This is a genomic window from Feifania hominis (assembly GCF_014384765.1).
GTDB classification, from domain to species: Bacteria; Bacillota; Clostridia; order Oscillospirales; family Feifaniaceae; genus Feifania; species Feifania hominis.
Genome location: NZ_JACRSP010000002.1, coordinates 596,036 through 608,301, shown reverse-complemented (window position 1 = coordinate 608,301; position 12,266 = coordinate 596,036). Strand labels below are relative to the sequence as shown.

General features: G+C 55.6%; 15 protein-coding genes and 1 tRNA gene. 2 read left to right on the top strand and 14 right to left on the bottom strand.

The window, feature by feature from the left end; genetic code table 11:
- Positions 1-368: 368 nt before the first annotated feature.
- The 10 genes from H8695_RS06345 to H8695_RS06300 form a co-directional block, all read right to left on the bottom strand.
- Positions 369-445 (bottom strand) — tRNA-Arg (locus tag H8695_RS06345).
- A gap of 268 nt (positions 446-713) precedes the next feature.
- Positions 714-1,751, bottom strand: a complete 1,038-nt coding sequence (locus H8695_RS06340; protein WP_249300076.1) for a flavodoxin — start codon at positions 1,749-1,751, stop codon at positions 714-716.
- An 11-nt stretch (positions 1,752-1,762) separates the two neighbouring features.
- Positions 1,763-3,265, bottom strand: a complete 1,503-nt coding sequence (locus H8695_RS06335) for a flavodoxin (RefSeq protein WP_249300075.1) — start codon at positions 3,263-3,265, stop codon at positions 1,763-1,765.
- A 14-nt stretch (positions 3,266-3,279) separates the two neighbouring features.
- Complete coding sequence (locus H8695_RS06330; RefSeq protein WP_249300073.1) at positions 3,280-3,813, bottom strand: flavodoxin family protein; 534 nt, start codon at positions 3,811-3,813, stop codon at positions 3,280-3,282.
- A gap of 27 nt (positions 3,814-3,840) precedes the next feature.
- Positions 3,841-4,857: an aldo/keto reductase gene (locus H8695_RS06325; RefSeq protein ID WP_249300071.1), complete on the bottom strand. Its 1,017-nt coding sequence runs from the start codon at positions 4,855-4,857 to the stop codon at positions 3,841-3,843.
- A 39-nt stretch (positions 4,858-4,896) separates the two neighbouring features.
- Positions 4,897-5,250, bottom strand: coding sequence for a cyclophilin-like fold protein (locus H8695_RS06320; protein WP_249300070.1), 354 nt, complete (start codon positions 5,248-5,250; stop codon positions 4,897-4,899).
- A gap of 12 nt (positions 5,251-5,262) precedes the next feature.
- Positions 5,263-6,138, bottom strand: coding sequence for an aldo/keto reductase (locus H8695_RS06315; protein WP_249300068.1), 876 nt, complete (start codon positions 6,136-6,138; stop codon positions 5,263-5,265).
- A complete protein-coding gene (locus H8695_RS06310) occupies positions 6,135-7,076 on the bottom strand; it encodes an alpha/beta hydrolase (RefSeq protein ID WP_249300066.1) in 942 nt (313 codons plus the stop codon). Before H8695_RS06310 ends, H8695_RS06315 begins: the two co-directional genes overlap by 4 nt.
- A gap of 26 nt (positions 7,077-7,102) precedes the next feature.
- The gene (locus H8695_RS06305; protein ID WP_249300064.1) at positions 7,103-7,966 is read right to left on the bottom strand and encodes a DUF3737 family protein; all 864 of its coding nucleotides are present in this window, start codon (positions 7,964-7,966) and stop codon (positions 7,103-7,105) included.
- Positions 7,963-8,187: a hypothetical protein gene (locus H8695_RS06300; RefSeq protein WP_249300063.1), complete on the bottom strand. Its 225-nt coding sequence runs from the start codon at positions 8,185-8,187 to the stop codon at positions 7,963-7,965. The genes H8695_RS06305 and H8695_RS06300 overlap by 4 nt, the downstream gene beginning before the upstream one ends.
- Positions 8,188-8,341: 154 nt before the next feature.
- Between H8695_RS06300 and H8695_RS06295 the strand changes: the two genes are divergently transcribed.
- Entirely contained in the window at positions 8,342-9,226 is an 885-nt protein-coding gene (locus H8695_RS06295; RefSeq protein WP_249300062.1) for a LysR family transcriptional regulator, read from the top strand.
- A gap of 241 nt (positions 9,227-9,467) precedes the next feature.
- Here the strand turns inward: H8695_RS06295 and H8695_RS06290 are convergent, their stop codons facing one another.
- The 3 genes from H8695_RS06290 to H8695_RS06280 all read right to left on the bottom strand — a co-directional run bounded on the left by H8695_RS06290 (position 9,468) and on the right by H8695_RS06280 (position 10,879).
- A complete protein-coding gene (locus tag H8695_RS06290) occupies positions 9,468-9,893 on the bottom strand; it encodes a flavodoxin (protein WP_249300061.1) in 426 nt (141 codons plus the stop codon).
- Between the two features lie 25 nt (positions 9,894-9,918).
- A complete protein-coding gene (locus H8695_RS06285) occupies positions 9,919-10,482 on the bottom strand; it encodes a DUF3793 family protein (RefSeq protein WP_249300060.1) in 564 nt (187 codons plus the stop codon).
- 166 nt (positions 10,483-10,648) lie between these two features.
- Positions 10,649-10,879, bottom strand: a complete 231-nt coding sequence (locus H8695_RS06280; RefSeq protein ID WP_249300059.1) for a hypothetical protein — start codon at positions 10,877-10,879, stop codon at positions 10,649-10,651.
- Between the two features lie 431 nt (positions 10,880-11,310).
- Between H8695_RS06280 and H8695_RS06275 the strand changes: the two genes are divergently transcribed.
- Positions 11,311-11,775: a nucleoside deaminase gene (locus H8695_RS06275; RefSeq protein WP_249300058.1), complete on the top strand. Its 465-nt coding sequence runs from the start codon at positions 11,311-11,313 to the stop codon at positions 11,773-11,775.
- Between the two features lie 165 nt (positions 11,776-11,940).
- On the opposite strand, the gene rpsT is transcribed toward H8695_RS06275, so the two are convergent.
- The gene (gene rpsT / locus H8695_RS06270) at positions 11,941-12,207 is read right to left on the bottom strand and encodes a 30S ribosomal protein S20 (protein WP_249300057.1); all 267 of its coding nucleotides are present in this window, start codon (positions 12,205-12,207) and stop codon (positions 11,941-11,943) included.
- Between the last annotated feature and the right edge of the window lie 59 nt (positions 12,208-12,266).

The following is a 12,266-nucleotide window of genomic DNA, read 5'->3' as shown; positions in this document are numbered from 1 at the left end:
CAGGGCGGCCTGCCAACTGCGAGCCCAGCGAAGCGGGTCGCAGTTGGAAAGGAGGAGCAAGGGAGCGGGCGGATGACGTCTTTTTGCCGCAGGCATAAAAAGACGTCGGAGCAAAGCGGACTTTGCTCTCGGGGCCCCCGGCGAAACACAGTTTCGCCGGGGATAAGGAGGAGCAAGGGAGCGGGCGGATGACGTCTTTTTTGCCTCGGGCATAAAAAGATGTCGGAGCAAAGCGGACTTTGCTCTCGGGGCCCCCGGCGAAACCACAGTTTCGCCGGGGATAAGGAGGAGCAAGGGAGCGGGCGGATGACGTCTTTTTTGCCTCGGGCATAAAAAGATGTCGGAGCAAAGCGGACTTTGCTCCGACGTGGCACGCCCGAGAGGAATCGAACCTCCGGCCTACTGCTTAGGAGGCAGTCGCTCTATCCTACTGAGCTACGGGCGCATATGACGATTTTGGGTTATACCCGTGTTGAGCGGCGGGCTAGAACCCCATTTTGATGGGCCTTTTTATTGTACCGGGTTTGCCAGGCAAAGTCAAGGCAAAGGCCACGGCGAGGTTCCTTAAAAGCTGAGCCGCTATCCGTGGGCCCGTGGCGGGGAAAGCCGTTTCAGTTGGCATTGTTTTTCGGCAGAGCGAGCACGGCCGCATGCAACCGATTTGCTGCATGCGGCCGCTTGGAACTTTGGCGTGCCGGGTTTGAAAATATCTCTCAATAAACTGTAATGGTGCCGGACAGATTCGCGATCTCCTCTGTGCCGGAGATGGCTTTGCCCAATTCAAACAGGACTCCACTGCTGCCGCCGCTCAAATCGCCGTAGAACATGACCACATCGCCCCAGGGGGCATAGTAGGCCAGCGTTCCGGCCGTTGCGGAGGTGATGTCCGGCGTGTCGGATGTGGGCAGCTCCTCGGGCGGATAAAAGGTCTGCTCATTGGAGCCAAAGGGTTCTACTTCGAGCGTCAGCGGAAGCTGTGCCAGCAGCGCTCTGGCAGCGGGGCTGTCGTTTAGCTCATAGACGATGGAAATATCGCCGCAACGGACGCTCAGGGTGGATGTGCTTTGCACAGAGAGAGGGGACGAAAGTCCCCTCTCTTCGAGCCATGCGGTAACATCTTCCTGGGTGAGCCCGCTGCGGAAGCGACGCCCATCCAGCCATTCGGCTCCCGCGGTCAGCTCCGGGAGCCCCTCGCTGCTGAAGCCGCTGCCGCCGCTGGTGCAGAAGGGCACAACGGTCTTGCCGCTCCAGTCGTACTGCTCACAAAAGGTGCGCATGATTTTGGGCGGGATCCCCCACCAAATGGGATAACCGAGGAATATGACATCATAGCGGTCCCAGGCCGCAACAGTGCAGTCCGACGCAATGGCGGGGCGAGCGGCATCGTCCTGCTGCTCGTCATTGGCGCGGCAATCGGCATTGTAGTTGAGGTCCGCGTCTGAATAAGGGGTTTCGGGCACGATCTCAAAGAGGTCTGCGCCAGTGGCTTCGGCGATCGTCTGTGCGACGCCCTCGGTGGTGCCGGTGGCGGAGAAATAGACGACGAGCATGGTGCTGCTTTCACCCGGCTTCTGCGTTGGATCCGGGTCAGCCTGGGGCGCTTCGCCCTGTTGCGCGCCGTTGTTTTGTGAGGGTGGATCTGTTGGGGTGTCGGTGGGGGTGTCAGGTGTTTCCGGTGCCGGCAAAGTGCCGCAGGCGGCCAGGGAGACCGCCAGAAGCAGAGCCAGGAGCAGGGATAGGACTCGTTTCATAATTTACCTCCTCATTTCGCAGCAACGGTAACGGTTTTGCCCAGAGAAGAAATGTTCTCCTGGCCGGATACTGCTGTTCCCAGCTCATATAGACTGCTGTTGGGGGCGCCGACGGCATAGAACATAACCACATCGCCCCAGGGAGCATAGTAGGACAGGGAGCCAGGCCGGCTGTCGCTCAGAGGCGTGTTGGCCGTTGTCAGCTTGGCCGGAGGGTAAAATATCATCTCGTTGCTGCTGTAGGGTTCGACTTCCAGTGTCAGGGGAAGCTGGGCATACAGCGCCTTTGCCGCGTCGCTGTCATTGAGCATATAGACGATTTCAACATCGCCGGAACGGACGGAGATTACCATCCCTTCGTCATTCTGCTGATGTGATGTGGGGAGCGGCAGGCCATCGACCCAAGACTCAACAGAGGCCTGAGACATGCCGCTGAGTCTGCGCCCGTCAAGCCACGTGGCGCCGGGGGCAAGAGCGCGTAGTCCACTGTCGCTGTGGCTGCTGCTTGCGCTGGTGCAGAACGTGACGATGGTCTTGCCGGAGAAGTCGTAGCTCTCCAAAAAGGTACTGATGATCCTGGGTGGTCTGCCGTTCCAAATGGGATAGCCGAGGAAAACCACGTCATAGGCGTCCATATCCTCTACGCTGCCGCTGATGGCAGGGCGGGCGTTGCTGCTGCGCTGCTCCACCTGGGAGCGGCTGGAGGAGTCGTTCCAGTTCAGATCCGCACTGGTATAGGGTACGGCGGGTAAAATCTCATAGAGGTCGCCCGCTGTAACGCCGGCGACCGTTTGTGCTGCGTTCCTTGTCGTACCAGTGGCAGAGAAATAGGCCACAAGGGTCTTGCCGCCTGGCGCAGGAACAGGATCGGGCGACGGTGTTTCGGCTTCCGACTGCATCCACCTGATACAGCGATACACCATCGTTACCGCCTCGGCACGGGTGGCGCTGCCTGTGGGGTCAAACTGGTTTCCGGGTTTGCCGGAGATGATGCCGTTTGCTCTGGCCCACTTTGCTGCGTTTTGGGCATAGTCGCTGATCGCATCCTCATCGGCAAAGGGCTCTGCGGCGGATACGGTCATGTCTTCACCCCTGTATTCCGCGTAGCGGTACAGCATGGCGGCCAGTTCCTGACGTCTGATGGGGTCGTCGGGACCGAAGCGCCCGCCGCCATAGCCGGTGACAATCTTGGCCGAAGCCGCCCATCTGACGGGCGCATCGTAGTAAGCATCGGGGACAACATCGCTGAAAGTGTCGCCCGGTGCCTCCGGTCTACCCTCCAGCCGCCAGAGAATGGTGGCCAGCATCCCGCGGCTGAGAGCCGTATCTGGCGAAAATATGCCGTCGTCCGTGCCGCCGATCAGGCCGTGTTCGATGCAGAAGTCCACCGCCTGTGCATAGTAGGCGTTGTTCGCAATGTCCGAAAAAGCGCCGGCGGCAAAGGCGGTGCTGCACAGCCCCAGCAGCATGACCACACCGAGGACGAGCGCAAAACATCTCTTTGTAACTTTCATGGTATTTCCTCCTGTCATAAGGATCTTCCAAGCTGATAGGCATCGTTCGGGTAGCGGCTGCCTTTTGTGGCCTCGAGCGTGCCGCAGCCTCTGCCCAGGACCATGCCGCAGTCACGGAAGTTCATGTAGCGGCACAGCTTTTCGTAATGCTTCACCGTACAGGGCATCACATCATCGTTGTCATCCCATGCTGCCGTGATCAGCACGGTCTTCAGTTTTTTGCCGGAGAGCCGGGTGGTGTAGCTGTAAAAACGGTCGATGACCATTTTAAGCTGCGCCGACATTCCAAAGTAATAAATGGGGGTGACAAATACCGCCATATCGCTTTGCAGCATAGCGTCACGAATGATGGTATTGTCATCTCTGTGTACGCATTCTCCGTTCATACCGCAGCGGCTGCAGCCGAGGCAGGGGTGCATATCCATGTGGGCCGCATCGAGAACCGACACATCGTGCCCCGCCTCTTTTGCACCGCGGATAAACTCGCTTGCCAGCAGATTGGAGGAGCCGTTTTTGTGAGGGCTTCCCTGTAAAACCGTGATTTTCATTCTGCCTTGAACCTCCCTGTTCGTGATTTAGTACCAGTCGTGTTTCTCGTTTCGGTCCAGCGCGGCAATGGCATCCATTTCCCCGTCGGTCAGTTCAAAGTCAAAGACCGAGATGTTCTCCAGAATATGATCGGGGTTGCTGGAGCCGGGGATGGCCACCACGCCGCGCTGCAAATGCCAGCGGATGATGACCTGCGCCGATGAGACGCCATGCGCCTCGGCAATGGCGCTGATGGTTTCGTCGCCGAGCAGCTCTCCAGTGTGACCTCTGCCGCCCAGCGGGTACCAGGCCTGCATCACAATGCCGAGATTGTGCATATAGGGGACGACCTGCTGCTCCTGATAGTATGGATGGATTTCGTTTTGCACAAGCGCAGGCTTTATGTTGACCTGAGCGATGAAATCGTCGATCTCCTCAATGTACCAGTTGGAGAGACCAAGAGAACGGATTTTGCCCTCTGCCACAAACTTTTCCATGGCAAGGTATGCCTTGACATCATCCTCGCCGGGATGATGCAGGAGCATCATGTCAATATAGCCGAGATCAAGCTTATCGAGGGCATCCTGTATCGCCTTTTCGGGGTTGTGATACTGCTCGCCGGGGTAGATCTTTGTAATCACGAAAATTTCTTCTCTCGGTATACCAGATGCGCGGATGGCCTCTCCGATTTCTCTTTCATTGCCATACATATAGGCAGTATCAATGAGCCGTACACCATGATTGAGGGCGGCTGTGACCGAGTTTTTCACCACGTCATCGTGGAGGGAATAAGTACCGAGACCTAAGATCGGCATTTCATAGCCGCTGTTTAACATCACTTTCGGAGCCCTCCCGTTTTCGCCAGAGGCGAGATCAAAGGTCGCGACCGAGCTTTCCGCCGGCGTGTCTGACTCAGGACTTTCGCCCGGCGTACTCGATGCTTCCGTTTCGGTGCGGTCTGTGCCGCTATCTGCCTGGCCGTCTGCCGGCAGCGCGTGCCTGCAACCAGTCAAAATTCCGCATATCAGAGCCGCGATAAAGAGCAATGGGAAGAATTTTTTCATTTGTGCCTCCTTTCCAAGCAGTGGTTTGCCAGCTTCGGATTACTCATCCAGGGACAGTGTCACCGTAACCTCTCCCTTGCCCAGCACCCGCTTCAGATCAGCGGCGCCCACATTCTGCACTTTGCCGAGGCGGGTAAAGTTCCATGTGTTGGAAGCGTAGTAGATCACCAGAAGATGTCCCTCTGAGAGTATGACATCGCCGGGCTCGGTGGTGATGTATTCATCGTTCACGGGGAGCTGTCTGCCGAAAGAGCCGAACTTCTCCATGTGGGCGTAATCTTTCAAAGGCAGAGTAAGAGCGCCGTCTTTGAGAAGTTCTTTCACCGCTTTCGCAGAGCTGTTCTCACAGAGCTTTACCTTGAGAACGGTGCCGTTTGCTTCAATCTTTATCATGCTTATCCTCCCTTACAGGCTGGTCAACACCGGATTGCTCAGGTAGTGATACAGGCGATCAATCTCGCTGGGCTTGGAGCAGTCCAGCATGGAGGGACGAGCCTTGTCCATGGTTCTGATCTCCTGCATATCGCCGCTGTCCAGCTCGAAATCCCAGATGGCCAGGTTTTCCGCCATGCGCTCAGGATGTACCGACTTGGGGATGATACTCACACCCTGCTGCACCTCCCAGCGGAGGATAACCTGGGCGGCCGTCCTGCTGTGCTTGGCGGCGATGGCCTGCAACACGGGCTCGGTGAACATTCCATTGAGCCCCTCTGCAAAGGGAGCCCAGCCCTGGGGCTGTATGCCCAGCTTTTCCATTATGGCAAGCTCATCGTGGCGCTGATAGTGGGGATGGCGCTCGATCTGATTTACCATGGGATGGACCCTGGCATTGTAGCAAAGGTCCATCAGCCTGGCGGAATCGAAATTGCACACGCCAATGGCGCGGATCCTGCCCGCCGCATAAAGCTCCTCCATCGCCCGCCATGCGCCGTAATAATCGCCGAGGGGCATATGGATGAGATACAGATCCAGATAATCGAGACCCAGTTTGTTCAGAGAACGGGTGAAAGCTTCTTTCAGATTGTCATAGCCCATTTCCTGGATATAGGCTTTGGTGGTGATAAAAAGCTCATCGCGGGCCACAATTCCCGCCTGGATTGCCTGCCGGATGGCAGCGCCGACCGCCTCCTCGTTTTTATAGGAGCTTGCGGTATCGATCAGGCGATAACCGGCGCATATGGCGTTGCGTACGACCTCTTCACACTGACTCTCGGGCACTTGAAAGACACCAAAGCCCTCCATGGGCATCTTGACGCCGTTATTGAGCACTGTCGTTTTCACTTCAAGTTCTCCTTCAAAAAGCTCTCGATTCGATCAAAGGGGATTTTGGTCGCGTCATCGTACAGGTCCACATGGTTGCAGTTGGGGATGACAAGCATCTCTTTCGGCTCGTGGGCGTTCTCATATGCCACATCGCTGAAGAAGCGGCTCCCGGCCTGCTCGCCTACAACGAACAGGATGGGACGGGGGCTGATCTCATCGATATGGGAGAGAAGCGGATAGTTGATGAAAGCCAGGTCGCTTGTAGTAGTAAAGCCGCCGCGGGCATGGGGATGATGGCCGCGCCTTGTGGCATAAAACTCGAAGAACTCACGCCAGATGCCGGTCATCTCGGCAGGAATTTCATCGACAGGCTCTTCCGGAAAAGTGGGAATATATTGGGGATAGCCATTTTCAGCATCGGCCCAACGCTGAAGAGAGAGACGGTTTTTGTTCTCGGCGATCTGCTCCGGTGTCAGCCCTGCACGGGCGGCATAGCTCATGTCGTACATGCTTGCGGTAACGACTGCCTTGATGCGGGAGTCCATTGCCGCGGCTGACAGTGAGAAGCCGCCGCTTCCACAGATGCCAATCGCGCCGATTCTCCCGCGGTCCACATAGGGCAGCAGCCCCAGGTAGTCCACCCCGGCGCTGATGTTCTCGCTGAATATATCCGGCGAGGAAACACGGCGGGGCTCGCCGGCGCTCTCCCCCATATACCCGGGGTCAAAAGTCAGTACAACAAAGCCGCGCTGGGCCAACTCGTTGGCATAGACGCAGGGGCCCTGCTCCTTGACGCCTCCATAGGGGGCGCCAACCACAACGGCGGGATACTGCCTACTCAGGTCAAGCTCCCTCGGGGTGTATAAGTCACCGGCTATTGCGATGCCGTAGCGGTTGTTATAGCGGACATGGGTTCTCTCAACTTTTTCGCTCAGCTTACAGATATAACCACTCATTGTTTACGCTCCTTTTTTGTTTTATTTCAGGCGCTGACCACGCAGGGCAGCGCATAGTTGCAGACGATGATTTTGCCTTTGGACTTGCTGTCATCACGGATGATCTCGCCCACAGCCGGAACGCAGATCGTGCCGGACAGCGGATTCTTAATGCTGACCACTGGCGTGGTGATGCTGGCCTCCACTTCGCTCTTTTCAAAGCAGAGGTCAGTGTTGACCATCTCGCAGCGAATCAGCTTCAGATCCTTGCAGTAACACAGCGGCTGTGTGCCAATGATCGTACAGTTTTCGAGTGTCAACCCTCTGGAGTACCACGCAAGGTATTCCCCCTTGATGGTGCTGTTTCGTACCGTGATATTTTCACCGTGCCAGAAAGCATCTTTGGTTTCGAATACACAGTTCTCAAACACGGCGTTTTTGATGTACTGAAAAGAGTATTTGCCCTGAAAGCGCACATTGCGAAAGGTCAAATTTTCTGAGCGCATCATAAAATATTCGCTTTGTGCCGTGGTATCTTCCATCGTGATATCTCTGACGGACCAGCCGAACTCCGAAGAGGTGATATCACAGCCGCGGACGGTCACATCGCTGCACTCACGCAGGGCTTTGATGCCATACATCTTTAGCCCGGTGATCTGTACATGGTCAGAGTACCAGAGAGCGGCGCGGCATTTTTCCGTCATCTCACCCCCGGTGATAGCGAGGCCGTGATCGTGCCAGAAAGGGTAGCGGAGATTGAAAAAGCAGTTTTCCACTGCGATATTTTTGCACTCCTTAAAAGCGCTCTCACCGTCAGCGGGGCCGTCGAAGCCACAGCGGCGTACCGTCAGATTCCGACTGCCGTACAGTGCGCGTTCCTGATCGAAGGTTTTGTTCTCAATGATGTTCATAGCTGTGCCTCCTCAATGGTCATTTCAATCTGTCGGATGATGTAATCCATGGTGTCAATGCGTCTTTGCGCGGTGTGGAGCTCATCCATCAGCTTTCCTCTCTGGAGATTCAATAGCCTGAGAAGCTCCAGTCGCCGCTTTTCGCCGATACACTGCAAACATTTTGCCGTCATCTGTTCTCCAAAGCCGCAGTCGTGCAGACAGCTTCTCAGATATTCCATATCCGTTCTCAAAGCGAAAGCCTCCCTTTCAATTCTGGTTTTATTATATTTCGACCCATTAAATATTACAAATAGTTGTTAATTATCAATTATCATCGTTGACGGGAATGGTAAAGAAGGCTACAATAAAAACAGGAAATTCGGAGGTGACACCATGATCGAAACCAGGCTGCTGCATTATTTCCTTGCCATCGCACGCGAGCAGAACATCACAAAGGCGGCTGAGACTCTTTATGTAACACAGTCCACGCTATCGAAGCAAATGATGGATCTGGAAAAACAATTGGGCAAACAGCTTTTTGTCCGGGGCAAGCGCAAGCTTACACTGACAGAGGACGGGGCGTTTTTGCGAAATCGGGCTCAGGAGATTCTCGCCCTGATGGACAGCACGGAATCTGCCCTGCGCACAGATGCGCAGACGCTGAGCGGGGACATTTCCATAGCCTGTGGTGAGACCATTGTCATGGATCTGTTTGCACAGCTTTTTGCCGAGTTTCACATTCAATATCCCGACGTCCGATTCCATACTCACAGCGGCGATGCCGACACAGTGCTTGAGCGATTGGACAAAGGCCTTGCCGACATGGGACTGCTGCTGGGGCCTATTCGGCAGGAAAAATACGATTATCTGAACTTGCATCAAAAGGACACTTTCGGTTTGCTGATGCCCAAGGACTGCCCTCTCTCCCAGCAGAAAGAGATCAACATCGACCAGCTCAAAACTCTGCCGCTGATTTTTGCGGAACAGACCTTTCAAGGGCACCAGGAAATAGAATGGTTTGGAGCGGACCGATCGGTTTTTCATGTTGTAGCAACCTATAACCTGATTTACAACGCGACATTTTTGGTGGAACGGGGGATCGGCTATGCGCTCTGTCTTGACCGTCTGGTAAACACAAAGGGAAGAAATCTCACTTTCCGCCCCATCGTCCCGGAACTGAGTGTGGATTTGTACCTGGTCACGAAAAAGTATCAGACTTTTTCGCCGGCGGTAAAAATCTTTCTGGAAAAGATCAGAGAACAATGCCGCGTGAGGTAAACCACAGAAAATCCCACGGAAGAACGATGTGTTCAACCGTGGGATTTTCTGCCCCCTTTGACCCTCTCCCCCCCCTGCTGCGCACAAAAGGCGGGCAGGTGCCTCTGTGAGCGCGGCGCGATGAAAAAGCCGCCGCATCCAGGATGCGGCGGCTTTTTTGCTTGTCGGCCGTGCAGCACGGCCAAAATCACAATGAGTCAAGATTGTGACAAAGGAGGGGATATGTGAGAGGGGGGTGTCGTTATTTTGTGAGGGCCTCGCCAAGCGCACGGCACTCGTCGAGCTCGGTCACACCGGGGGCCTCGTTGGCCATGACCGGCTCGCCGCACAGATTGGCGCCTGCGGCGATGGTGCGCTCTTTCCAGTCGCGCATCCACTGCCCGTCGCCCCAGCCGTAAGAACCGAAAAGCCCCACGGTCTTGCCGCCGAGCTGAGGCTCAAGCTCAGCGAAAAAGGGTTCAAACTCGGTCTCTTCCAGCACCTCGGCGCCCATGGCGGGACAGCCGAGCGCGAGCGCATCAAAACCTGCGGCAGTGTCAGCCGCAATATCGCCGACACATTGGATCGCCACTTCGGCCCCCGCTGTGCGGGCGCCGTCTGCCACGGAATGGGCCATGGCTTCGGTGTTTCCGGTGCCGGTCCAGTAGATTACAGCAATTTTTTTCATTGAAATACCTCCCAATCGAGTTTTTTCAGGCTGCCTCAAGCAGAGCAGAGAGTGTCTGACCCGCCGCGAGCATGTGACGAAGCCGCGCGCGGCAGTCGTCAAAGCGGGCAAAGCGTCTGCGGGCCGCCTCGACGTCGGTGTAGACTTTCCAGTAGCCGCAGAGTTTGCATCCTGCACCACCGGTTTGAATAAAGGCCTCGACATCCCCGGGCGGGTAATCGAGAAACAGGCCGATCTCATGGGGAAAGCCCCCATCTGCACCGATTCTGCGGCGCAGGTGGGTGAGAAGCGCCTCAAGCTCGCCACGGAGCGGATAGCCGCACGCGCCGAGGATGCGCTGCGCCCGGCGGCAGGACAGAGCCTTTTGCAGCAGCGCCGGACGGTAGACATAGAGCAGCACCCGCCTTGCACAGCCCCCGAGTACGGTGAAGCACAGACCGGATGGAGCAAAGCGCTCATGGAGCTGCCGCGCCAGGGTGCAGGGGCACTCAAAGACGCTGCGGCTCAGTGAAATCAGGCTTGCGGCCTTGGCGCCGAGAAGAGTCGGCGCGCAGTGCTGCACCAGAAGCTGTTCCAACGCCGGTGGCAAACGCATCACTCCTTTTTGCTGAGTTAGTCATAACTAATATTGAGGGAGAGAAAAAGCGACTCAATTGTCGCGAGGTTAGTTAAAACTAACTTTGAACTCATCATACCAGCTTTGCGCGGTCTTGTCAAGAAAAAAAGAGCACGCCGCTGAGCGTACTCTTTCTCTATTACAGTGATTTCATATGCCGAATATAGTTCTTGGCCTCTTCCACCGAATGAAACGACAGATTGTTGCCTGTGATATAGCTCAACGCATAGGACCACTCACCGGGCGAATAGTCGTCGTCTGCCACGTTGTCGACGGTCTGGGCGAGTCTTGCCGCAATCGGGCGGGTGCGAAGATCAGAGATGAACGAGCACCCGGTTATTTCTGTGAGGATTTGCAGCAGTTCTTTCATTGGTAGACACTCCGTTGTGATACTCAAAACGAGTGGTAGTCGTTTCCATACACAATTATAGGATATCACTGCGACTTTTGTCAATTCATGGAATCAAAATTGATTCATGAAAACATGCATTTGGATGCCCAGAGAGCTCTTTGAAAATACTTAAAAGAGAGATGCAAACGCCTGCCGAAGCACAACTGCGTATACCACGAGCGAAAGTATCGTGGTATAATAGCCGCAGCGGCTATTATATAAAATTCGGGCCGTGCTCTCGCCCCTTGCGGGGAGTCCCTGGGGGACGGCTGAAAATATAGCCACATTGTACCATGATCACTTTGTGCTCATGGTATCATAACCGCAGAGCGGCTATGATACGGAATTCAGGCCGTGTTCTCCCTTGCGGGGCAAAGTTCCCGCGGGACGGTTGTCTATACGGAGCCGACATGGATATCAAGGAGAGAGTTATGGATCACGAGTACTTCATGAAACAGGCGATCAACAAGGCCGGGCAGGCGCTTGCTACCGGCGACGTGCCCATCGGCGCCGTGGTTGTGCGCGACGGCGAGATCATCGCTGCCGCCTGCAACGAAAAGGAGCGCTGCGGCGACGCCCTGCGACACGCGGAGCTTCTCGCGCTCGAGCGCGCCGCAGCGGCAATTGGCGACTGGCGCCTGTCGGACTGCACGCTCTATGTCACGCTTGAGCCCTGCCCGATGTGCGCCGGGGCGATCATCAACGCCCGGGTGGGTGCGCTTGTCTATGGTGCGGCCGACGAGAAAGCGGGGGCCTGCGGGTCAGTGTGCAACCTCTTTGCCATGCCGCTCAACCACGCGCCCGCGGTCACACGCGGCGTGAGAGAACGCGAGTGCGCCGAGCTGCTCGAGCGCTTTTTTGAAACGCTGCGCTAGCTGAAAAAAACAGGCCGGCCGCAAAGGACGCTTACACCATTAGTGGTTGTATTTTATGAAAATTCGCCTGCTATCAAAAACAAAAAGCCGCGAAAGCGGCTTTTTTCATGGGCTGGGGAAAATAAAAAAGCGAGAACTCGGTTCTCGCTTTTCTGACAGACCCTCTTACGCGCCGATGGAGTTGAGCATATTCGTCAACTGCGATTTCTTTCTCGCGGCGGTATTCTTATGGAGGATACCCTTGGCGGCGGCCTGATCGACCTTTTTCACGGTGATCTTATACATGGCCTCAGCCTCGGCCTTGTCGCCGGAAGCCACGACGCTGTCGTACTTCTTCAGGCAGGTCTTCAGAGCGTTTTTCACCATCTGGTTATTCAGAGCTTTGACTTTCGTGACCTTGACTCTCTTCTTGGCGGATTTGATGTTCGGCAACCTTTTGCACCTCCTTTTAACCCATATCACGTACACATTATTTTACCATTCAAGATTTG